This window comes from Mesorhizobium sp. M4B.F.Ca.ET.143.01.1.1, from assembly GCF_004792275.1.
Taxonomy (GTDB): Bacteria; Pseudomonadota; Alphaproteobacteria; order Rhizobiales; family Rhizobiaceae; genus Mesorhizobium; species Mesorhizobium abyssinicae.
Genome location: NZ_SRSR01000001.1, coordinates 184,293 through 206,392, shown reverse-complemented (window position 1 = coordinate 206,392; position 22,100 = coordinate 184,293). Strand labels below are relative to the sequence as shown.

The following is a 22,100-nucleotide window of genomic DNA, read 5'->3' as shown; positions in this document are numbered from 1 at the left end:
GGGTTTCATGTCCGCACTGAACGACTATCTGGTCCGCTCGGCGGCCGCGCTTACGGCGACGGTCGAACGCGACCTTACGGCCGAGATGGAACGCGCCGTGAGCACGGTCGTCACCGCACTGTCGCAAGGCAAGGCGCTGCTGATCTGCGGCAATGGCGGCTCGGCTAGCGACGCCATCCATATCGCCGGCGAGCTGGTCGGCCGCTTCCTCAAGGAGCGCAAGGCCTACAATGTCATCGCGCTGCCGGCCAATGCTGCGGTGCTGACCGCCTGGGGCAACGACTATGGCTTCGACACGGTGTTCTCGCGCCAGGTCGAGGCGCATGGCTCGGAAGGCGCGGTGTTGCTCGCCATCTCGACCAGCGGCAATTCGCCCAGCATCCTGGCCGCCGCCGAACAGGCTCGCATGATGGGCATGACGGTGATCAGCCTGACCGGCGACACCGGCGGCAAGCTCAAGCCGCTCACCGATATCCTGCTCAACGTGCCGTCGACCTCGACGCCGATCATCCAGCAGGGGCATCTCTGCCTGTACCACTATCTGTGCGAGGCGGTCGAAGCGCGTCTCAGCAATGGCTGAGGGCAGTGCAACCGGTCCGTTGGTCGAGCCAGGCCTGTGGATCGAGCGGATCGGAAGCCGAACCTTTCCAACCGGACTGCCGGCGCTGTTCCTCGACCGCGACGGCACCATCAATGTCGACACCAGCTATCCGAGCGATCCTGCCGATATCGTGCTGCGGCCGGAAATGCTGCCCGTCATCAGAACTGCCAATGTAGTTGGGCTTCCGGCGATCATCGTCTCCAACCAATCGGGCATAGCGCGCGGCTATTTCGGCTGGCCGGATTTTGCAGCGGTCAACGGCAGGGTCCTGCAGCTTCTGAAAGCGGAGAAATGCCAGATCGATCTTGTGCTCGCCTGTGGGTACCATTCGAGCGGCACAGGCGTTCTGGCGGTAGGCGACCATCCGACGCGCAAGCCCAATCCTGGCATGCTGCTGCGTGCGCGCGATCTGTTGGACTTGGATTTGGGGCGGTCGATCATTGTTGGCGACAAGGCCGACGATATGGAAGCCGGCCGACGCGCCGGGCTTCGTGATGGTTGGCACGTTGGGAGCAGGTCCAACCGAAAATCCGGCGACGCCGCCTTCGTCACGCATAAGCTAATAACTGGCAACGACCATCGAAGGCTTTGCGATCTTATCGCAGGGCTCGGCAGAGCTTAGGATTTCATCTCGAACGCCACCAGGCCTTCGTCCTTGACGCGGCGAATGGTCAGCGCAGTGCGCACCGTGTCGACATTCGGCGCCGAGGCCAGTTCCTCGATGACGAAGGTCTGGAAGGTGCCGAGGTCGCTCGCCACGCAGTGCAGCAGGAAGTCGGACTCGCCCGAGACCATCCAGGCGTCGCGCACGATCGGCCAGCCGCGCGTGCGCTCGGCGAAGGTTTTGAGCTCGGCGTCGGCCTGGTGATGCAGGCCGATCAGGCAGAAGGCAACGACATCCATGCCGAGCGCCGGCGCGTTGAGCAGGGCGCGGTAGCCGCGGATGATGCCGGCTTCCTCCAGCCGTCGGACGCGGCGCAGGCAAGGCGGCGCCGAAATGCCGACCCGGTTGGACAGTTCGACATTGGTCATGCGCCCGTCTTCCTGCAGCTCGCGCAGGATCTTCCAGTCGATGGCGTCGAGATCGGCTTTGAGCGGCATGGTCGGCTTTCGTGCGCGCAAGAATCTTTCGTGATTTTGTAATTAGACTTTCCGATGCATGCCATCCCTCCGTTCGATGATTTTTGAACGGAGGGTGAGAGATATTGGCGGCTATGCCGCAGCAGCTTTCCGGGGACGACTGCCAACCCGCCTTGCTGGCGGCGCGGGCAGCACTTACATTACGGGCGAATTTGGGCGGGATTTCCTTAATCAAGATCCTTGGCTGCCCTCAGCAGAGAGCTTTCATGACCACCAAGCACGCGCCAGTCCTCATCATTGGCTCCGGCCCAGCCGGCTACACGGCGGCGATCTATGCCGCCCGCGCCATGCTGAAACCCATGTTGGTCGCCGGCCTGCAGCAGGGCGGCCAGCTGATGATCACCACCGATGTCGAAAACTATCCGGGCTTTGCCGATCCGATCCAGGGTCCATGGCTGATGGAGCAGATGCTGAAGCAGGCCGAGCATGTCGGCACCGACATCGTCAACGACATCATCACCGAGGTCGACCTCAACGTGCGGCCGTTCCGGGCCAAGGGCGATTCCGGCACCACCTACACCGCCGATGCGCTGATCATCGCCACCGGCGCGCAGGCGAAATGGCTGGGCATTCCCTCCGAGCAGACCTTCATGGGCTTTGGCGTCTCGGCCTGCGCCACCTGCGACGGTTTCTTCTATCGCGGCAAGGATGTCGCGGTGGTCGGCGGCGGCAATTCGGCGGTCGAGGAAGCGCTTTACCTCTCCAACCTCGCCAAGAGCGTCACCGTCATTCACCGGCGCGGCGACTTCCGCGCCGAGCGCATCCTGCGCGAAAGGCTGCTCAAGAAGGAGAATGTGCGCGTCATCTGGGACACTGTCGTCGACGAGATCACCGGCCAGCCCGGCAAGGCGCCGCTGCCGCCTTCGGTGGAAGGGCTGACGCTGCGCAACGTGGCGACCGGCGAGGTGACGCGGCTCAAGGTCGACGGCGTGTTCGTGGCGATCGGCCACGCGCCGGCGGTCGAGCTTTTCGTCGGCAAGCTGAAGCAGAAGCCGAACGGCTATCTGTGGACGGCGCCGGATTCGACCCGCACCGACGTGCCCGGCGTGTTCGCCGCCGGCGACGTCACCGACGACGTCTACCGGCAGGCGGTGACGGCAGCCGGGCTCGGCTGCATGGCCGCGCTCGAGGCGGAAAAATATCTCGCCGGGATCGAGGTGCATCGCGAGGCAGCGGAATAACGAAACGGCTGAGAGAAGCCGTTTAAAAGCCTGATTTTTCATTCAGACGCCAGAAAACGATAAGAGGGGAAATCATGGCGCTGGACTGGGACAAGCTACGCGTGTTTCACGCTGCGGCGGAGGCTGGGTCGTTCACCCACGCCGCCGAGACGCTGCATCTGTCGCAGTCGGCGATCTCGCGGCAGGTCAGCGCGCTGGAGCATGATGTCGGCGTGGCGCTGTTCCATCGCCACGCGCGCGGCCTGGTGCTGACCGAACAGGGCGAGATGCTTTTCCGCACGGCGCATGACGTGCTGATGAAGCTGGAGACGATCAAGTCGCGGCTGGCCGAGGCCAAGGACCGGCCGTCCGGCGTGCTAAGGGTGACGACCACGGTGGGGCTGGGCGCCGGCTGGCTGACCGAACGCGTGCAGGAATTCATCGAGCTCTATCCCGAGATCAGCCTGCAGCTGATCCTCGCCAATGAGGAGCTCGACCTCACCATGCGGCAAGCCGACTGCGCCATCCGGCTGCGCCAGCCGCAGCAGCCGGACCTCATCCAGCGCCGCCTGTTTACGGTGCATTTCCATCTCTACGCGGCGCCCTCCTATATCGCCAAGTTCGGCAAGCCGGCCTCGATCGCCGAGCTCAGGAACCACCGCATCGTCACCTTCGGCGTGCCGGTGCCCTCGCATCTGTCGGAGCTGAACTGGCTGGAGACGGTCGGCGATTTCGAGAACGGGCAAAGAGTGCCGACGCTGCAGATCAACGACATCCTGTCGATCAAGCGCGCGGTGCAGGGCGGCGCCGGCATCGCCATGCTGCCCGACTACGTGATCAACAAGGACTCGGGCCTGATCCAGCTGCTGCCGGAGACGGAAGTGCCGTCCTTCGACACCTATTTCGCTTATCCCGACGCGATGAAGAACCAGGCCAAGCTGCATGTGTTCCGCGATTTCATCATCGCCAAGGCGCGCAGCTGGTCCTTCTAAGGGCGCATCGAAATCTTGCTGAGGCCGGCCTGACCTGAACCTCCGGTTTGTCGGATCACCCTCGCCACGGCGTCAGCCGCGGCAGCCAGCCGGGGACGGCGCGGCGGTAGGCCTCGTATTCGGCGCCGTATCGGCGGGCAAGGGTCGGTTCCTCGTAGAGCCTGACGAACGAGGCCATGGCCGCGCCGACGATGGCGCCGTAGACGACGAGCGCCCAGCTCGAGAACAACAGCGCCTGGCCGAGGATGATCGACAGCACAGCGACGTACATCGGGTTGCGCACATGGCGGTAGATGCCGCCGACGACCAGCCGTTCGGTCGGGGCCACCGGGGCCGGCGTGCCAAGGCCCTCGAGCGCGAAGCGGGCGAAGGCGTGCAGCAGCATGGCTGCCGCTCCCACAACCAGCACCCAGCCGACAGGGGCGAAGCCCGGCACCGTCGACAGCGGCAGCCGGTAGCGGTCCGTCAGCAGAAACGGCGCCAGCCCGGCGACGACGCCGGGCGCCACGACAAGGAACAGCGCGCTGCCGGCGATTGCCGAAAATCTACGCATCAGCCACCCTTGCCGCAAAAATGGACTTGGGCTGCTCGAATCCACATCATTCGGCGGCGTTCGCATTTTCCCAATTGAATCGACCCCGATGCAGACCTCGGCAATGATTTCGACCCTGTAGCGCGCTCGATTCGGTCGATTTTTCTGGTCCTATCGAGCCTTGGAATAGGTTGGACCACAGCCTCCGTCTTTTTGCATGCGTGTGTTGCAAAATAGATGCTTGTTTCTTGGGCATGATGAGCACATATATAGATCATCTCCTGGGCGCGTTCTCCTCCCATTAGCGCCCTCGAGTGTTCCCCTCTGGAGGTTAGCCTTAACAGGCACTTCCAATCAAACTCAGCCGGATCTTTATTGATCCGGCTTTTTTGTTGCCCGCAGGGCAATGAGGGCGCGGAAAATCGATCGGCAATGCCACGTAACAGTGACATGTAACCTCTGGTAACATGGCGCAGACACACGCTATCGACTAAGCAGACCATAGGACGCGGTTTGGTTGGTTCGGGAGATGGGGGCATCACTCGGACGGACCGGGCTCAGGCGGCTACCGCGTCCGAACCTTTCTTCCGTCGGCTACAGGGCGGACACATGCGGCGGACCTGCCGTTTGCCTCCCAGGAAGACGGTCCGCGATAAACGGCGTCCGGATCATCCGGGCGCCGTTTTCGCATTGGCGGATCGGCTCAGGCAGCCTTGCCGTTGGCGTTCATCGCCTCGTCCGCCAGTCGGCCGGTCAGCTCGGCCATGTGGTCGAAGGCGGCCCGGTAGCTGGCGACGCCGGCCGTCGCCGAGCGCAGCTCGATGATCAGGTCGCCGATCTCCGCCTGCGGCATGGTCGCCTCGACCACATCCCATCCCGGCCAGTCGGGCCGCGCGTCATAACCGAGGATCTGGCCGCGCCGCTGCGGGATCAGGGCGATGATCCTCGACGTCGCGTCCGACGGCGTGACGATCTCGACCTTCATCACCGGCTCAAGCAACACCGGCGAGCAGGCAGCCATGCCTTCCTTCATCGCCAGCTTGGCCGCCATCTGGAAGGCCATGTCGGAGGAATCGACGGCATGGTAGGACCCGTCCGAGAGATTGACCGCGACATCGACCACGGGGAAGCCGAGCGGGCCGGATTTCAGATAGTCGCGTATGCCGGTCTCCACGGACTGGATGTAGGTCTTCGGCACCACGCCGCCGGTGATGGTGTCGGTGAACTGGAAGCCGGAGCCGCGCGGCAGCGGCTTGATCTCGACCACCACGTCGCCGAACTGGCCGTGGCCGCCGGACTGCTTCTTGTGGCGACCGCGCTGCTGCGCCGATTTGCGGATCGTTTCGCGGTAAGGCACGGCGGGGTTGTGACCCTCTACCGGGATCTGGTTCTTGCCCTCGAGCCGCTCGCGCACGACCCGCAGGTGCATCTCACCATGCCCCGACAGCACGGTTTCGGCGGAGTCCTGGTTGTGGCGCAGGCTGAGCGAGGGATCCTCCTCGGCAAGGCGCTGGATGGCGGCCGACATCTTGACCTCGTCCTTGCGCTCCTTCGGCCGCAGCGCGAAGGCGAACACCGGCTGCGGCGGCTCCAGCGTGACCAGCGGACTGATGCCGCCCTTGGCGGAGCTCAGCGTCTGGCCGGTCTTGACAATGTCGAGCTTGCCGAGCGCGACGGTGTCGCCGGCCTTGGCGGAGGCGAGCTTCAGCTGGTCCTTGCCAAGCATCTTGTAGATGCCGGAGACCTTGGCGGCTTCGCCGTTCGACAGGTAAAGCTCGGCCGCGTCGGCGAGCTGTCCGGAGAGCACGCGCGATACCGACAGCTTGCCGCCATGCGCGGTGTGGATGGTCTTCATCACCTGGACGACGGTCTGGTTGCCGTCGGGCGCGCCAAGGCGCTTGCGGGTCGCCTCGATGTCGGGCGCGTCATGGCGTATCGCCTTCAGGAGGCGCAGCACGCCATTGCCCTTCTCGGCGGTGCCGATCAGCACCGGCGTCACCGCGCCGGCGCGAAGATCGGCGGCAAGGTCGTCGAAGATCGCATCCTTCGGCGGTTCGATCTCCTCGAGCAGCTGCTCCATCAACTGGTCGTCGTGGTCGGCGAGCGTCTCCAGCATGGAGAAGCGGGCCTCCAGCTCGCGAGCCTTGTCGTCACCCGGTATGTCGGCGACCTGGCTCTCGGCATACTCGCGGTAGATGTAGGCACGCTCCAGCGCGAGATCGATCGAGCCGATGACGACACCGTCCTTGCGCAGCGGAATCTGGCGCAGCAGCAACGGCACCGAACTTGCCGGCTGCAGCATCTTCAGCGTGTCGCGCACGCCGGCGACCGCCTTGTCGACCTTGTTCAGGAACAGGATGCGCGGCACGCCGAGATCGTCGAGCTTGCGCATGATGAGCTGAAGCGCGGGGATCTTCTTCTCGTCGGCTTCGGCAACGACGACAGCGGCATCGCAGGCGGCGAGCACCGGTTCGGCCTCGAAGGCGAACTCGATAGAGCCGGGACAATCGACGAAGGTGAGCTGCTCGCCCATGAATTCCGTGGTCGCGAAGGTCGCCTCGACGCTCATGGCGTGGGCGCGGGCCTCGGCTGAATGATCGGAAACGGTGCTGCCTGATGAAACGGGATTCTGGCGGGGGATGGCGCCCGTGCGGGCCAGTATTGCTTCGAGAAGTGTCGTCTTACCGCTTGCGAAGGGACCGACTATGGCAATGCATTTCGGTCCCGTGCGTCGTCCTCCGGCGCGAGTACCCATGGCTGACCTCCACTCAGGCGTTTCCCTGGGAGCGGCGGCCGGCCTGTTCGGCCGTCGCGGGCGGGGCTTCTTTTCAATCGCCACCTGCCCAAGGGCATCGTCCCACGGGTTTGCGGGGAGGGCAAGGAAAATAGGAAATTCGCCGGCTTTGCGTCGTCAGGCGCTCAGCGCCAGCGCGCCATGCCAGCGGCTGCAAGGAGTCGTTACCCTACACGGTGGCGTCAGCCGGCCCGGCGCTGGGCCGGCAGGGCAGTATCAGCCTCCCGCGCCGCAACCGTTTCGGCAAAGCGCGACAGCATCGGATTGAACAGATCCGGTCGCTCCCAGAAGGGTGCGTGTCCGGCGCCCGGGACGACGTGGCATTGCTCCCAAAGCGTGGCATGGTCCAGCGTGTCGAAGTAGTTTAGCCGGATGAAGGGGTCGTTCTCGCCATTGACGATCGCCACCGGAAAGGCGGCCTGCTCGACGACCTGCTTCTGGTCGGCGCCCTTGCCGGCCATCATCGAGCGCGTCACCACGGCGCGCAGCCGGCCATCCGTGCGCAGGATGGCTTCGCGGAACGACGGGTCGGCGCTGTCGCCGAAGCACAGTGTTTCGAAGCGTTCGGCGTCGCGTTCGGAATAGATCTTCTTCGAAGCCAGCAGCATGTCCCAGTTGGCGTGGAAGCCGCGCAGCATGCCGAAGAAGCCTTTCGACACCGGTGGCGCGCCGGTCAGCATCAGTCCGTGGACGGCCGGATGGAAGCTTGCCAGCTCGATCGCGACATGGCCGCCGAGCGACCAGCCATAGACGATGGCGCGGTCGATGCCCAGATCGTCGAGGAGGTGGCCGGCGGCTCGCGCCAGGCCGGTAAGGGTGTAGTCCGCCATCGGGTCGGCGGCGTCCGAGGACTGGCCATGGCCCGGGAGATCGAAAGCGACCAGCCGGTGGGCATCGGCGAGCGGGCTGTCGAACTGGCGGGCGAAGACGGCGCGCGAGGCGCCGGAACCATGGATCATCACGATGGGCATGCCGGGGCCTGCCGACTCGCTGACGCGCAAATCGGCCTGCGGGGTGCGGATCGTATGCTCGGCGACGGCCATGATGCATTGAACCTCAGGATTGCGTGACGTCCAGCATCGCATGCCCTGGGTCTACACGGGCTTTAGGTTTCTGGTTAAGGAAGGATTAATCCGCGGCGACCGGCTATAGTGCCTGCGAATCTTCGGCGTTGGCTTGGAAATTTGACGATGGAACGTGGGCTCGACCTTCTTGTCTCGATCATCGGCATCGCCACGGTCGGCCAATATCTGTGGTCGATGCGCGCCCATTTCCAATCGTCGGCCATGTCCTCGGGTGCGAAGATAATCTCGGTCGTCGTGGCCGCGACGGCGCTGTTTTTCCTGGCGATCATCTGGATCCTGCCGCAGCCGCCACTGGCCAAGATCGTCGGGCTGGCGATCCAGCTGGTGAGCTCCGCGCTGTTCTGGTGGGCGATTTCGAGGTCGCGCAAGGCGCGGCTGCGCTTTGTCTTCGACGCCGACAATCCGCATGGCCTGGTGACCGACGGACCGTTCTCCTACATCCGCCACCCGTTCTACACCTCCTACATCATCTTCTGGGCCGGTTGGGGTATCGCGACCTGGTCGATCTGGGCGGTGGTGCCCGTTGCCGGGATCTTCGTGCTCTACCTGATCGCGGCGCTGGACGAAGAGAAGAAATTTTCGCGCACCGATCTGGCCGGTGCCTATGAGGCCCATCGAAAGCAAGCGGGCCTGTTCTGGCCGCGGCTGCGATGGTGACACGTTTCGCCGCGTCGGGCCGCCCCGGGAAGCGGTTGCGCCGCGAGCGGCATCGGCGGAAACTGCCGCCACGATGGCGGGCCGTAGCGCGACGGTTGCCGCCACGGATATGACACCAGTTCGAGGATCGAGACGATGAAGATCATTGCCTGCGGCAGCGTGCCGACCATCATGGCGCCGGAGAAATATTTCACCGGCCGGGTGCTGCAGACCCCGATCATCGAAAAGGAAGCGCCGGCACGGCTAAGGGCAACCCTGGTCAGCTTCGAGCCGGGCGCGCGCACCAACTGGCACACGCATCCGCTTGGCCAGACGCTCTATGTCACTTCGGGCGCCGGCCGTGCCCAGACCTGGGGCGGACCGATCCAGGAGATCAGGGCCGGCGACGTCATCTCGTTCGCGCCCGGCGAAAAGCACTGGCATGGCGCCGGCGCGAATACGGCGATGACGCATATCGCCATGCAGGAAGCGCTCGACGGCGTCCATGCCGACTGGCTGGAGAAGGTCAGCGACGAGCAGTATGGCGGCTAGAGCCTTTGTTTTTGCGCAATTCCGGACGAAAGGCTACGGCGAAGTCGCCGAGCCTGCCGCTACGCACTTTTCCTGGAATTGCTCGGCGACCCAAGAAAACCCGGCCTTGAGCCGGGTTTTCTTTTGGCAGCGACCTGATCAGGTGAGCGAGGCGGTGAAGCGCTGGATGCGCGTGCAGGCCTCTTCCAGAAGCGTCTCCGAGGTGGCGTAGGAGATGCGGAAGTTCGGGCCAAGGCCGAAGGCCGAGCCGAACACAACCGCCACGCCTTCGGCCTCGAGAAGTTCCGAGCAGAAGGTCTCGTCGCTGTCGATCACCTTGCCGGCTTTCGTCTTCCTGCCGATCAGCCCGGCGCAGGACGGGTAGACGTAGAAAGCGCCTTCCGGCGAGGGGCAGGAGATGCCGCGCGCCTGGTTGAGCATCGAGACGACCAGGTCGCGCCTGCCCTGGAAGATCGCCTTGTTCTTGGCAATGAAGTCCTGCGGGCCGTTCAGCGCCTCGACGGAAGCCCATTGCGCGATGGTGCAGGCGCCGGAGGTCTGCTGGCCCTGGATCATGTCCATGGCCTTGATCAGCGGCACCGGGCCGGCGGCGTAGCCGATGCGCCAGCCGGTCATGGCATAGGCCTTCGAGACGCCGTTCATGGTCAGCGTGCGCTCGTAGAGCTTTGGCTCGACCTCGGCGATGGTCCTGAAGACGAAATCGCCATAGGTGAGGTGCTCATACATGTCGTCGGTCAGCGTCCAGACATGCGGGTGCTTGAGCAGCACGTCGGCCAGCGCCCGAAGCTCGGCTTCCGTGTAGGCGGCGCCGGACGGGTTGGACGGCGAGTTCATCAAGAGCCATTTGGTGCGCGGCGTGATCGCCCTTTCCAGCACCGCCGGCGTCAGTTTGAAGCCGTTGTCGATCGAGGTGTCGGCAAACACCGAGGTGCCGCCGCAGATCGCCACCATCTCGGGATAGCTCACCCAATAGGGGCGCGGGATGATCACCTCGTCGCCAGGGTTCAGCGTCGCCATGAAGGCGTTGAACAGGATCTGCTTGCCGCCGGTGCCGACGATGGTCTGCTCCGGCCGGTAGTCGAGATTGTTCTCGCGCTTGAATTTCTTGGCGATCGCCTCGCGCAGCGGCGCGATGCCGGACACCGGCGGATACTTGGTCTCGCCACGGCGGATCGCGTCGATCGCCGCGTTCTTGATGTTGTCGGGCGTATCGAAGTCCGGCTCGCCGGCGCCGAGGCCGATGATGTCCCGGCCGGCGTTTTTCAGCTCGCGCGCTTTCTGCGTCACCGCGATGGTCGCGGAAGGCTTCACGCGGGAAAGGGCGTCGGCAAGAAAGGCCATGACCTGATATCTCCAAGGGGCGTCGCGGCCAGGAGCGGCCGCGGCGCCTCTCTTGTCGCAACATCCGGCCAAGCGCAAGCGCTGTCGCATGAGCCAGGGGTCAAGCCGCCGTGACCGGCATCGCCTCGGCAACAATAAATTCATCAACGGCCGCTAAAACCCCTGATGGCAGGATCATAAGCCAATTCCGCCAGTCTTGCGGAGCGAGGAACCCTTGTCGCGTAGTATCGGGCTCGCCCACATCATCCGTCATGATGACGGCACCGCAAGCGGTGTCTGGGGCGTCCATACGCTGCAGAGCGCCTTCCAGCCAATCTTCGCCTTCAACGAAGGCAAGCTGTCGATCGTCGCATTCGAGGGGCTGATCAGGCCGTTTCGCGACGGCGAGCCGCAGTCGCCGATGACTTTCTTCAACACCTGCCCGGCAGGCGACCGTCTGCATATCGAGGCGCTGACGCGCACGCTGCACCTGCTCAACGCCGGCGTCTGCCTGCCGGAAGAGGCATCGATCTTCGTCAATTTCGATCCCTCGGTGTTCACCGATCGCGGCGTCGCCGACAAGGCGTTGCGCGACATGCGGCTGGTGCTGCACGAGGCCGGCATCGACCCGCGCCGCATGGTGTGCGAAGTCACCGAGCAGAAGTCGGCATCGCAGGAGGCGCTCTACAGCTTCGTCGAGGCGCTGAGGGCCAACGGCTTCCGCATCGCGGTCGACGACTACGGCGCCGACGAATCCGACATCAACCGGATCAAGGAGCTCAAGCCCGACATCGTCAAGTTCGACGCGCACTGGATCACGCAGCTGATGGAGTCCGGCGCCGGCTTTGCCCTCTTGACCACCATGGTGAGGAGCTTCGAGCAGCAAGGCATCCGCACCGTGTTCGAAGGCCTCGAGGAGGGCTGGCAGCTCGAGCTCGCCGAGAAATCGGGAGCCTCGATGGTGCAGGGCTTCGTGCTGGCGCGGCCGGAACTGGCGCCGACCAGTTTTCGCGTCTTTGGCAAGGGTGCCCCGCCGCCCGCGGCGGCGACGGGCGCCGGTGTGGCGCCGGCCGGTCCGGGCACGGCACCGGCAGCGCGCGGGGCGCGGGTATTCGGGCGCAGGACCGCATCGTGAGCGTATGGCCGGACAGGCGGCGCAATGCCGCCGAGGCGATCTTTGCCGACGAGATCGGCATCGAATACGGCGTCTATGGCGAGTTCCGGCTGAAGAGCGCCTATCAGCCGATCTTCGCGCCACGCGGCCGCTCGCTGGCGCCGGTCGCCGTCGAAGCGCTGATCGAGGCGCAGCGGGACGCGAGGCCGCTCGCGCCGCCGGTGTTCTTCGACGGCGTTCCGTCTCCGGACCGCCTGTTCGTCGAGACGATGTGCCGGATGCTGCATTTGCGGAACTTCCGCAACATCGGCGTCGAGGGGCTCGACCTGTTCTTCAATTACAATCCGCTGGTCAACGATCATCTCGGGCGGGCGCTGGCCGAGATCCGGCTGATGACCAGGCATCTCGGCGAGCTCGACCTCTACCCCGGCATGCTGGTGTGCGAGATCACCGAGCAGGCGGCCGACGATCATGTCCTTGCCAGCCTGGTGCGCGAGATGCGGCGTGACGGCATCCGCATCGCCATCGACGATTTCGGCACCGGCCACTCGACCGAGGCGCGCATCGCGCTGCTTGCGCCGGACATCGTCAAGATCGACGGCGCCTGGTTCGCCGAGTTCTGCCGACATGCCGCGGCCGAGCGCTTCTTCCGGCCGCTGGTCTCGACGCTGCACGACCGCGGCGCCAAGGTGCTGGTCGAGGGCATCGAGCAGGCCGTGCATCTTCGCGTCGCGCTCGATGGCGGCGTCGACTTCTTGCAGGGCTATCATCTCGCCCGCCCGGCGCTGGCCGGCACGATCTTCAACGAGGAGCCGCTGTCGATCGAGGCGCTGCTCGGAGCCGAAAGCAAGGTCGTGCCGTTGCATCAGCGGCGCTGATGTTCAGGCCAAAACAAATCACTGGATGAGGCGGCTTCCGCCGCGCGATATTGGCGCGAGCCGGAAGGAGAGCCGATGATACTCTACAGCATGATCGACAGCGGCAATTGCTACAAGCCGCGCCTGTTGATGGCCAAGCTCGGCATTGCCTTCACCAATGTCGAGGTGAGCTCGCATACCGGCGACACCCGCAAGGCCGATTTCGTCGCCAAGAATCCTAACGCCATGGTGCCGCTGCTCGAGCTCGACGACGGCAGACGGATCGCCGAATCCAACGCCATCCTGCTCTATCTCGCCGAGGGCACGCGCTTCCTGCCGGCCGACCGCTACCAGCGGGCGCTCGCCTATCAGTGGCTGTTCTTCGAGCAGTACAGCCACGAGCCCTACATCGCCGTGCGCAAGGCGCTGCTCACCTTTCCCGAGCGCGCCAGGGACGCGACGCCGGAACGGCTGGCATCGACGCTGGAGCGCGGCAACAAGGCGCTCGGCGTGATGAACAGGCATCTGGAAGCCAACGCCTTCTTCGCCGGCGATGCATACAGCGTCGCCGACATCGCGCTCTATGCCTATACGCATACCGCCGAGAAGGGCGGCTTCCAACTCGACGCCTATCCTGCGGTTGCCGCATGGCTGAAGCGGGTCGAAGCGGACAAGGGGCATGTGCCGCTGGCGTGGCTGCCTTAGTTTCGTCCTCACGCCGTCGCCGCTTCGCGGCTGCTCCGGTCCGGGCGCGATTTAACAGTGTTACAGGCGAAAGCTTCAGCGAAGGCGTCCTTCTCCCCGTTTACGGGGAGAAGATGGCGGCAGCCAGATGAGGGGCGGCGCCAACTTTTGTGTTTGAATTGCTGTGCTGCTGCGCCAAGGAAGCCAATTCCGCAGCGTCGCGCCGCCCCTCATCGCCCTGCCGGGCACTTCTCCCCGTGAACGGAGAGAAGAAGGCAGCTTCGGCGTTTCGCCAGTCTTTTGAACTGCGGGCAAATAAAAAGGCGGGATAAATCCCGCCTTCCCATTCCGGTAGCCTGATCGGGAGCGTCGGGCCGGGCTGGCAGCTATCTGCTGTTCCAGCTTGTCGGGTCTTTCCGCTCCGGCGCGCTTCTCGCGCGACCGTCAGTACATCCGTGACTTGCCGCGCGCCCCGAACCTTCGTCCGGCGCGCGCTGTTGCTAAATCAGGCTGCCTTGCTCAGAGACCCAGCAGCGGACTTGCCGGTGCGGCGGTCCTGCTCGATCTCGAAGTTGATCTTCTGGCCTTCAACGAGGGTCGACAGGCCAGCGCGCTCGACAGCGGAGATGTGGACGAAAACGTCCGCGCCGCCCGCGTCGGGCTGGATGAAGCCGAAGCCCTTGGTGGCGTTGAACCACTTGACCGTACCAGTTGCCATTCGAAGTATCCTTCACATTTGCTTTAGTTTGACCGGACCAGGTCCAGCCGGTGGTATCGAAATTTTGGAGATAGACGTCAGCAAACGCGAAGATCGCGAGGCCCGATCGATCGGCCGAAATATCAATGCGATGCATATAGGCGGATTTTGCGTTGAAAACAAGACTGTGTGCGAAAGCCCTGATCGCACCGCCGCCCAACGGCCGCCCCAATCGCGTGAAAAATTCGCGGCTGGCGTGCGCCGCGAGGGAGGAACGAGCAGGTCTCGGGCGCAGGGTTTGGGAGAGGATCATGAAGACCATACTGCTTGCCGCCTTGATGACGCTGGTGGCCGCCGAGGCGCAGGCGATCTCGCGCTACGACCCGACCCGCATGAGCTGCGACAGGGTGCAGGCGACCATCGCGCGCCAGGGCGCGGTCATCCTGCGCTACCAGTCGACGCGCGTGCCGGGGCTGCCGCTGTATGACCGCTACGTCAGGGACGAGCGCTTCTGCGACCTGGGCGAGGTGAGGAAGCGCGCCTACGTGCCCAGCGCCGATGCGAAATCCTGCCCGGTCTTCGTCTGCAAGCGGCCGGACTTCGATCGGCGGTTCCGTCGCCGTTTCCTGCAATCGGACTGAGTCCGTCGACATTCAGGCAAGGCTGGCCTGCAGGCCGGGTTCAAAAGCCGAACGAGACCTGCGCCGAGGGCGGCGGGCCGAGACGCACGCCTTCCATGGCCAGCATCTTTTCCTTGGTGGTCGAGCCGCCCGGCGCCGAGAAGCCGCCGATCTTGCCGCCGGCGGCAAGGATGCGGTGGCACGGGATGACCAGCGGCACCGGGTTGGCGCCAAGCGCCGCCCCGGTTTCGCGAGCCAGCCCTTGATGGCCGGCGCGCGTCGCCAGCTCGCCATAGGTGGTGGTCTCGCCGAAGCCGAGCTTGCGCGCCGCGTCATAGATGGCGAGGCGGAAATCGTCGACGCCGGCAAGATCGACCGGCACGCCGGAGAAATCGACGTCCTCGCCGGCGGCATAGGCCTTGATCGAGGCGATCAGGTCCACCACCCATTTCGGCTGCTCGGTGGACCGGGAAACGCCGCCATGGCGGAACAACCGGCGCTCGACCGCCTCGCGGCTGCGTTCGGGCAGGCAGAGCCGGATCAGGCCTTTCTCGCTCCAGGCGATGCCCATGAAACCGATCACTGTTTCTAACACTGTGTGGCCGGCCGTGATCGCTTGCGTGGTTTCCATGACGTATTCCTTTCCGCAAACGGCGAAAAACGGGGACGTGAACGGTACAGATAGGGAACAATATCGCAGTTTGCACCGGGTCCCGCCACCCGAAAACCGCCGGATGGCCCAGATTGCCGACGAAGAATCGCTGGTGTAAGGACTTCTTAACAACCGACAATCGGACCTGCAGGGCTTGGCAACCAAAATCATCCTCACCGCGATCGGCGTGCTCGTGGGCGCGGCTGGCCTGAGCGGTTGCACCTCGACCTCGCAGATGAAGGCCGCGCCTGCCCTGGCGGCGGCCGCGACGCCTGCCGCCGAGGACGACACGCCGACCGTCGCGCTGCCGGAAACGGTTGCCGTGCTGCCCGAGCCCTCCGGCCTTGTTCCGGTGCAGGTGGCGGCGCTGCCCGCCGATGCGAACCTGGCAAGTCCGGGCATGGCGACGCCGGGCGAGCCCTTGCCGCCGCCGGCCCAGCCAGCCGCTTTCGCTGGATCGACGCCGCTTGCCGCGCAGCCGGCCGTGATGGCCGGCACCTCGCCGCTCAGCCCGGGATCGCTCAAGCAGCCGCCCGCCTATGCAACAGCCGCGATGGCCATGCCCGTCACCGGCCAGGCGGTGAAGGCGGCAACGATGCCCGGCGTCCAGCAGGTCGCGTATGTCGTGCCGCAGAACCCGGCGCTGCTAGCCCCGCCCGGCGAGCCCGAGCCGCACGCCACCGGGCCGCGCGCCGAGATCGAGCGGCTGATCGAGAAATATTCCGCGCTCTACGAGGTGCCCATCGATCTCGTGCGCCATGTCGTCAACCGCGAGAGCACCTTCAACCCGAAAGCCTATAATCACGGCCATTGGGGGCTGATGCAGATCAAGCACGCGACGGCGCGCGGCATGGGCTATGACGGGCCGGCGAGCGGCCTGTTCGACGCCGAGACCAATCTCAAATATGCGGTCAAATATCTGCGCGGCGCCTGGCTGGTGTCGGGGGGCGATGAAAAGCGCGCCGACCGGCTCTACCAGAGCGGCTATTATTACGACGCCAAGCGCAGGGGCATGCTGGAAGCGACCGGCCTCGGTGTCGACCGTGCGCGGCGCCGCCTGCAGCCCGACGCCTGAGCGCGATGCCGCGTCCGCCGGCGCCTGACGACATCCGGCTGCGCAAGACCCTCGACGACGATCTGCCGCCGCCGCACTGGCCGGACGGCTTTGTCATGCGCGGCTTCGAGCCCGCCGATGCGCGGCCCCTGCATGCGCTGCTCACCGAAGTGTTCGACGACGGCACGGACGGGCCGTTCGACGAGTGGTGGCCGCGCATCTCCGGCGACGCCGAGTTCGACCCGGCTCTCTGCTTCCTGGTCATCGACGCCAGGGGCCTGCTGGCGGGAGCAGCCCTTTGCTGGGCGACGGCTTTCGTCAAGGATCTCGCCGTCCATCCGCAAGCGCGCGGCCGCGGCATCGGCGAGGCGCTGATGCGGCACGCCTTCATCGCCTTCCGCGAGCGGGGCGCGGCCCATGTCGATCTCAAGACCAACACGGTCGAGAACGCCGCCGCCCTCCGGCTCTACGAGCGGCTGGGTATGGTTCCGGTCGACTGGGAAGGGTAGGGCGCTGCTTCCCGCTGCCCGTCACGCCTTGCACCGGGAAACGGGACAGTTTGTGAACCGCTTCACATAAGCCGCCGCGCGCAAATGCTAACCCTGCGTCATGCCGCGCACCGATCGGGGGGTCGACAGTTTCGCGCGGCATCGGAGCGGTTGCGCCGGCATGTGTCAGCCACTCCACGGCGGGTCCCGAGGCGGGTTCGGGGCCCGCTTCGCCACGTCTCCCTTTCGCCATATCTTCCTTCAGCTATCCCTGGTCAGATATCCGGTGCGTTGCCGATCCTGCGCTTGATCTCGAGCGCCCAGGCGCGGCCCTCGTCGCCGCCCCACAACAGCCAGGCAATGTAGCCGGCAGACGGATTTTGCTCATTGCCGTAATTCTTGCCGCGCTTGTCGACCTCGTGGCGGGCGAAATAGCTGACCATGCGCCGGATCGTCGACGGCGACAGTTTCTCCCGGTTCTTCAGTTCGGTGGCCCGCGCCACGCCGATCTCGGTACCGCCGCGGCCGAACTGCTTGCGCAGCCTGAGACCCTTGGCGGCGTTGTCGGCGACAATTTCAGGGCAGCGGAGGTCGATCTCGTCGGGCACTGTCTTCACTCCAGTCCGGCAGCCAGGCAGGACAAGCATGCAGGAGATCTGGGTCGGTGTGCAGGCTAATTCAACGCAACCCCGCCGCCGATGCCGCGTTGGAAATGCCGGAGGGACCGTTCCGGATCGGAGACATCAGATGAAAACCCTTCTGACCGCGACCGTCGCAGCCCTGCTGGCCGGCGCGCCGGCCGCTCTGGCGCAATCGACGAACCAGGTCGCGCCCATGCTTGCCGACAGCAAGGTCGACACGCCGACCTTCGTCACCACCGTGCCCAACGCCAACGAATTCGAGATCCAGTCGAGCAGGCTGGCCGAGGAGAGGGCCTCCTCCGACGACATCAAGGCCTTCGCCAGAGAGATGATCGCCGACCACACCAAGGCGGGCGAGGATTTCAAGGCGGCGCTGAGCCAGGGCCAGACCACCGCCTCGATCAAGCCCGCCGGGCCCGCGCTGCAGCCCAAGGAGCAGCAGCTGCTGGACGAGCTCAAGCGCGCCAGCGGCGAGGCGTTCGACCAGGCATACATCATGATGCAGACCGACGCGCACCGGCAAGTCGTCGCCCTGTTCAGCACCTACGCGAAGTCCGGCGACGACCCGGCGATGAAGGAATTCGCCAAGAAGACGCTGCCGACGCTCAAGATGCACGAGAAGCACGTGAAGGAACTGGCGGTTGCGCATCAGGGGTGAGGGCCGCCGTGGACCTCGCAGCCTGTTCGCCGGACGGTTCACCGGGTTTCTGAAGAGCACCTGAAGAGCATCTGGCTGGCGCCGCCCCTCATTGCCCTGCCGGGCATTTCTCCCCGTATAGTGACGGGGAGAAAGACGCTTGCGCCGGTGGTTTCGCCAATCGCCGAAGTCGCAGAAAAGGACGCCTGCGTTGCGGCCAGCCCCTTCTCCCCGTTCACGGGAGAAGAGAGCTAATCGCCTACCCAAAATACTCCTGCAGCGGCGTGACCTCCAGGTTCCCCGCCCGCAGCGCCGCAATCGCCTCGGCCACCGCCGCAGCACCCGACAGCGTCGTGTAATACGGCACCTTCTGCATCAGCGTCGCACGCCGCAGCGACTTCGAGTCCGACACCGCCTTCTGGCCGTCGGTGGTGTTGAAGACGATCTGGACCTGGCGGTTGCGGATGGCGTCCTCGATGTGGGGGCGGCCTTCGAGCACCTTGTTGATCTTTTCGGCGACGACGCCGTTCTCGGCGAGGAAGCGGGCGGTCCCTGAGGTGGCGAGCACCTTGAAGCCCTGGCCGGCGAGGCGCTTGACGGCGGGCAGGATGCCCTTCTTGTCCTCGTCGCGCACCGAGACGAACAGCGTGCCGGAGCGCGGCAGGTCGACATTGGCGCCGAGCTGGCTCTTGGCGAAGGCGAGCGCGAAGTCGCGGTCGAGGCCCATCACCTCGCCGGTCGAGCGCATTTCCGGCCCGAGCAGAATGTCGACGCCCGGGAAGCGGGCGAAGGGGAAGACGGCTTCCTTGACCGCGATGTGGCCGGGGTTGCGCGGGTCGGGCATCGGCCCGTAATGGGCGAAGGCATCCTCCAGCGTCTCGCCGGCCATGATGCGGGCGGCGATCTTGGCAATCGGCCGGCCGATGGTCTTGGCGACGAAGGGCACGGTGCGCGACGCCCGAGGGTTCACCTCCAGCACATAGACCGTGCCGTCCTTGATCGCGTATTGCACGTTCATCAGGCCACCGACATTGAGCGCGCGAGCCAAGGCAGCCGTCTGGCGCTCCAGTTCATCGACCAGGTGCGAGGGCAGGGCGTGCACCGGCAGCGAGCAGGCGCTATCGCCCGAATGGATGCCGGCCTCCTCGATGTGCTCCAGAATGCCGGAGACAAAGGTCGCCTTGCCGTCGCAGAGGCAGTCGACGTCGACCTCGATGGCGCCCGACAGATAGGTGTCGAACAGCAGCGGGTTTTTTCCCAGCAGCGTGTTGATCTGGCCGGTCTTATCGTTGGGGTATTTCTGCTTGATGTCCTCCGGCACCAGGCCGGGCACGGTGTCGAGCAGGTAGGTCTGCAGCATGCCCTCGTCATGGATGATCTGCATGGCGCGGCCGCCGAGCACATAGGACGGGCGCACCACCAGCGGGAAGCCGAGCTCGCCGGCGACGAGGCGGGCCTGCTCGACCGAATAGGCGATGCCGTTCTTCGGCTGGGTCAGGCCGAGCTTGTGCAGCAGCTTCTGGAAACGGTCGCGGTCCTCGGCGAGGTCGATCATGTCCGGCGAGGTGCCGAGGATCGGGATGCCGGCCTTCTCCAGCGCGTCGGCGAGCTTGAGCGGCGTCTGGCCGCCGAACTGGACGATGACGCCGACCAGTTCGCCGGACGCCTGCTCGGCGCGCAGGATCTCCAGCACGTCCTCCGCCGTCAGCGGGTCGAAATAGAGCCGGTCGGAGGTGTCGTAGTCGGTCGAGACGGTCTCCGGGTTGCAGTTGACCATGATCGCCTCGTAGCCGGCGTCGCGGAGCGCAAACGCCGCGTGGCAACAGCAATAGTCGAACTCGATGCCCTGGCCGATGCGGTTCGGGCCGCCGCCGAGGATGACGACCTTTTTGCGCGCCGACACCTTGGCCTCGTTGGCGAGGCTGCCTGCGAACGGGACCTCATAGGTCGAGTACATATAGGCGGTGGGCGAGGCGAACTCGGCGGCGCAGGTGTCGATGCGCTTGTAGACCGGATGGACGTCGAGCTTTTCTCTGACCTTCTGAACCGCTTCGGCGTCGCTCTTCGTCAAGGATCCGAGGCGAGCGTCCGAAAAACCCATCGCCTTCAGCATGCGCAGATTGGCGGCATCCTGCGGCAGGCCGTGCTCGCGCACGCGCTCCTCCATGGCGATGATGCCGGCGATCTGCTCGAGGAACCACGGGTCGATCTTGCACATGGCATGCACGTCTTCCAGCGAGGTGCCCATGCGGATCGCCTGCGCCACCATGCGCAGCCGGTCCGGCGTCGGCGTGCCGAGTGCTGCGCGAATGGCGTTTCGGTCGTCGACATGGCTGGCCGGCGCAGTGCCATGGCCAAGGCCGGGAATCTCGATCTCGTCCAGACCCGTCAGGCCGGTCTCAAGTCCGCGCAGCGCCTTCTGCAAGGATTCCTGCAAGGTGCGGCCGATGGCCATCACCTCGCCGACCGACTTCATGGCGGTGGTCAGCACCGGTTCGGCGCCGGGAAATTTCTCGAAGGCAAAGCGCGGGATCTTCGTCACCACGTAATCGATCGACGGCTCGAACGAGGCGGGCGTGGCGCCGCCGGTGATGTCGTTCTCCAGTTCGTCCAGCGTGTAGCCGACGGCGAGCTTGGCGGCGATCTTGGCGATCGGGAAGCCGGTCGCCTTGGAGGCCAGCGCCGACGAACGCGAGACGCGCGGGTTCATCTCGATCACCACCAGGCGGCCGTCGGCCGGGTTGACGGCGAACTGCACGTTGGAGCCGCCGGTCTCGACGCCGATCTCGCGCAGCACCGCGATCGAGGCGTTGCGCATCATCTGGTATTCCTTGTCGGTCAAGGTCAGCGCCGGCGCGACGGTGATCGAGTCCCCCGTGTGCACGCCCATCGGATCGATGTTCTCGATCGAGCAGACGATGATGCAATTGTCCGCCCGGTCGCGGACGACCTCCATCTCGTATTCCTTCCAGCCGAGCACGCTCTCCTCGATCAGCACTTCGGTGGTCGGCGAGGCGTCTAGGCCGGACTGGACGATGTCGTAGAATTCGGCGCGGTTGTAGGCGATGCCGCCGCCGGTGCCGCCCATGGTGAAGGACGGGCGGATGATGGCCGGCAGGCCGACATGGTCGAGCGCCTGGGCGGCGATCGCCATGCCATGGCTGATGTAGCGCTGCTTGCGGTCGCCTTCGCCGAGGTTCCAGCGGGTTTCCAGCGCGTCGAGCGCGGCGTCGAGATTGTCGGGGTTCTCGGCCTTCAGCGCGGCGCGCTCGGCCTCATGCGTCTTGCGGTCGGCGTTCTTGACGTCGGTGGCGTTGGCAAGCATCGACTTCGGCGTTTCCAGGCCGATCTTGCTCATCGCCTCGCGGAACAACGCGCGGTCCTCGGCCTTGTCGATGGCATGCGCGTCGGCGCCGATCATCTCGACATTGTAGCGGTCGAGCACGCCCATGCGGCGCAGCGACAAAGCGGTGTTGAGCGCCGTCTGGCCGCCCATGGTGGGCAGCAGCGCGTCCGGCCGCTCCTTGGCGATGATCTTGGCCACCACTTCCGGCGTGATCGGCTCGATATAGGTGGCGTCGGCCAGCTCCGGGTCGGTCATGATCGTGGCCGGGTTGGAGTTGACCAGGATGACGCGGAAACCCTCTTCCTTCAGCGCCTTGCAGGCCTGGGTGCCGGAATAGTCGAACTCGCAGGCCTGGCCGATGACGATGGGGCCGGCCCCGATGATCAGGATCGACTTGATGTCGGTGCGTCTTGGCATGGTCTACGGGTTCCGTTCGGCGAGCGGCTTGCACGAAAAACCGGGACGGGAGGACCCGGCCGGTTGTGCTTGCGATTCTGG

Annotated in this window: 22 protein-coding genes; 13 read left to right on the top strand and 9 right to left on the bottom strand. The window is 65.2% G+C overall.

Going from position 1 to position 22,100, the window contains the following annotated elements; all coding sequences use genetic code 11:
- The first annotated feature begins 7 nt into the window (after positions 1–7).
- Both EN786_RS00970 and EN786_RS00965 read left to right on the top strand, forming a co-directional pair.
- Positions 8–580 carry an SIS domain-containing protein gene (locus EN786_RS00970; RefSeq protein ID WP_127286929.1) on the top strand — a complete coding sequence of 191 codons (573 nt, stop codon included), beginning with the start codon at positions 8–10 and terminating at the stop codon, positions 578–580.
- On the top strand, positions 573–1,223 hold the full coding sequence (locus EN786_RS00965; protein WP_127286930.1) for an HAD-IIIA family hydrolase: 651 nt from the start codon (positions 573–575) through the stop codon (positions 1,221–1,223). Before EN786_RS00970 ends, EN786_RS00965 begins: the two co-directional genes overlap by 8 nt.
- Here the strand turns inward: EN786_RS00965 and EN786_RS00960 are convergent.
- Positions 1,220–1,702, bottom strand: coding sequence for an Lrp/AsnC family transcriptional regulator (locus EN786_RS00960; RefSeq protein ID WP_127286931.1), 483 nt, complete (start codon positions 1,700–1,702; stop codon positions 1,220–1,222). The two genes, EN786_RS00965 and EN786_RS00960, sit on opposite strands and share 4 nt — an antisense overlap.
- Before the next feature lie 245 nt (positions 1,703–1,947).
- Between EN786_RS00960 and trxB the strand changes: the two genes are divergently transcribed.
- Positions 1,948–2,922, top strand: a complete 975-nt coding sequence (gene trxB / locus EN786_RS00955) for a thioredoxin-disulfide reductase (RefSeq protein WP_135859025.1) — start codon at positions 1,948–1,950, stop codon at positions 2,920–2,922.
- A 74-nt stretch (positions 2,923–2,996) separates the two neighbouring features.
- Positions 2,997–3,893: a LysR family transcriptional regulator gene (locus EN786_RS00950; RefSeq protein ID WP_127286933.1), complete on the top strand. Its 897-nt coding sequence runs from the start codon at positions 2,997–2,999 to the stop codon at positions 3,891–3,893.
- A 55-nt stretch (positions 3,894–3,948) separates the two neighbouring features.
- Here the strand turns inward: EN786_RS00950 and EN786_RS00945 are convergent, their stop codons facing one another.
- From EN786_RS00945 to EN786_RS00935, 3 genes are all read right to left on the bottom strand, one after another.
- Positions 3,949–4,446 carry an isoprenylcysteine carboxylmethyltransferase family protein gene (locus EN786_RS00945; RefSeq protein WP_127311572.1) on the bottom strand — a complete coding sequence of 166 codons (498 nt, stop codon included), beginning with the start codon at positions 4,444–4,446 and terminating at the stop codon, positions 3,949–3,951.
- A gap of 682 nt (positions 4,447–5,128) precedes the next feature.
- Positions 5,129–7,180: an elongation factor G gene (locus EN786_RS00940; protein WP_127286252.1), complete on the bottom strand. Its 2,052-nt coding sequence runs from the start codon at positions 7,178–7,180 to the stop codon at positions 5,129–5,131.
- A gap of 221 nt (positions 7,181–7,401) precedes the next feature.
- A complete protein-coding gene (locus EN786_RS00935; RefSeq protein ID WP_127311571.1) occupies positions 7,402–8,262 on the bottom strand; it encodes an alpha/beta hydrolase in 861 nt (286 codons plus the stop codon).
- A gap of 147 nt (positions 8,263–8,409) precedes the next feature.
- Here EN786_RS00935 and EN786_RS00930 point away from each other — a divergent pair, with 147 nt between their 5' ends.
- Positions 8,410–8,961, top strand: coding sequence for an isoprenylcysteine carboxylmethyltransferase family protein (locus EN786_RS00930; protein ID WP_127286254.1), 552 nt, complete (start codon positions 8,410–8,412; stop codon positions 8,959–8,961).
- 135 nt (positions 8,962–9,096) lie between these two features.
- Positions 9,097–9,492, top strand: a complete 396-nt coding sequence (locus EN786_RS00925) for a cupin domain-containing protein (protein ID WP_127286250.1) — start codon at positions 9,097–9,099, stop codon at positions 9,490–9,492.
- 138 nt (positions 9,493–9,630) lie between these two features.
- Here EN786_RS00925 and EN786_RS00920 read toward each other — a convergent pair whose 3' ends face one another.
- Positions 9,631–10,833, bottom strand: coding sequence for a pyridoxal phosphate-dependent aminotransferase (locus EN786_RS00920; RefSeq protein ID WP_127310770.1), 1,203 nt, complete (start codon positions 10,831–10,833; stop codon positions 9,631–9,633).
- A gap of 214 nt (positions 10,834–11,047) precedes the next feature.
- Here EN786_RS00920 and EN786_RS00915 point away from each other — a divergent pair, with 214 nt between their 5' ends.
- From EN786_RS00915 to EN786_RS00905, 3 genes are all read left to right on the top strand, one after another.
- Positions 11,048–11,947 (top strand): EAL domain-containing protein, encoded by a 900-nt coding sequence (locus EN786_RS00915; RefSeq protein ID WP_127286248.1) that lies wholly within the window; start codon positions 11,048–11,050, stop codon positions 11,945–11,947.
- Entirely contained in the window at positions 11,944–12,804 is an 861-nt protein-coding gene (locus EN786_RS00910) for an EAL domain-containing protein (RefSeq protein ID WP_127310771.1), read from the top strand. The genes EN786_RS00915 and EN786_RS00910 overlap by 4 nt, the downstream gene beginning before the upstream one ends.
- A gap of 75 nt (positions 12,805–12,879) precedes the next feature.
- The gene (locus EN786_RS00905) at positions 12,880–13,488 is read left to right on the top strand and encodes a glutathione S-transferase family protein (RefSeq protein ID WP_127285915.1); all 609 of its coding nucleotides are present in this window, start codon (positions 12,880–12,882) and stop codon (positions 13,486–13,488) included.
- A gap of 484 nt (positions 13,489–13,972) precedes the next feature.
- Here the strand turns inward: EN786_RS00905 and EN786_RS00895 are convergent, their stop codons facing one another.
- Complete coding sequence (locus EN786_RS00895) at positions 13,973–14,185, bottom strand: cold-shock protein (RefSeq protein WP_006202464.1); 213 nt, start codon at positions 14,183–14,185, stop codon at positions 13,973–13,975.
- Between the two features lie 290 nt (positions 14,186–14,475).
- Between EN786_RS00895 and EN786_RS00890 the strand changes: the two genes are divergently transcribed.
- Complete coding sequence (locus EN786_RS00890) at positions 14,476–14,805, top strand: hypothetical protein (RefSeq protein WP_127285917.1); 330 nt, start codon at positions 14,476–14,478, stop codon at positions 14,803–14,805.
- Positions 14,806–14,845: 40 nt separating this feature from the next.
- Here EN786_RS00890 and EN786_RS00885 read toward each other — a convergent pair whose 3' ends face one another.
- Positions 14,846–15,415 carry a methylated-DNA--[protein]-cysteine S-methyltransferase gene (locus EN786_RS00885; protein ID WP_127285918.1) on the bottom strand — a complete coding sequence of 190 codons (570 nt, stop codon included), beginning with the start codon at positions 15,413–15,415 and terminating at the stop codon, positions 14,846–14,848.
- Between the two features lie 175 nt (positions 15,416–15,590).
- Between EN786_RS00885 and EN786_RS00880 the strand changes: the two genes are divergently transcribed.
- Both EN786_RS00880 and EN786_RS00875 read left to right on the top strand, forming a co-directional pair.
- A complete protein-coding gene (locus tag EN786_RS00880) occupies positions 15,591–16,511 on the top strand; it encodes a lytic transglycosylase domain-containing protein (RefSeq protein ID WP_127310772.1) in 921 nt (306 codons plus the stop codon).
- A 5-nt stretch (positions 16,512–16,516) separates the two neighbouring features.
- Positions 16,517–16,999 (top strand): GNAT family N-acetyltransferase, encoded by a 483-nt coding sequence (locus EN786_RS00875; RefSeq protein ID WP_127285920.1) that lies wholly within the window; start codon positions 16,517–16,519, stop codon positions 16,997–16,999.
- A gap of 254 nt (positions 17,000–17,253) precedes the next feature.
- Here EN786_RS00875 and EN786_RS00870 read toward each other — a convergent pair whose 3' ends face one another.
- Positions 17,254–17,586 (bottom strand): hypothetical protein, encoded by a 333-nt coding sequence (locus EN786_RS00870; protein ID WP_245478339.1) that lies wholly within the window; start codon positions 17,584–17,586, stop codon positions 17,254–17,256.
- A 139-nt stretch (positions 17,587–17,725) separates the two neighbouring features.
- Here EN786_RS00870 and EN786_RS00865 point away from each other — a divergent pair, with 139 nt between their 5' ends.
- Positions 17,726–18,277, top strand: coding sequence for a DUF4142 domain-containing protein (locus EN786_RS00865; RefSeq protein ID WP_127285922.1), 552 nt, complete (start codon positions 17,726–17,728; stop codon positions 18,275–18,277).
- Positions 18,278–18,515: 238 nt separating this feature from the next.
- Here the strand turns inward: EN786_RS00865 and carB are convergent, their stop codons facing one another.
- Positions 18,516–22,019, bottom strand: coding sequence for a carbamoyl-phosphate synthase large subunit (gene carB, locus EN786_RS00860; protein WP_127285923.1), 3,504 nt, complete (start codon positions 22,017–22,019; stop codon positions 18,516–18,518).
- Positions 22,020–22,100: the final 81 nt, after the last annotated feature.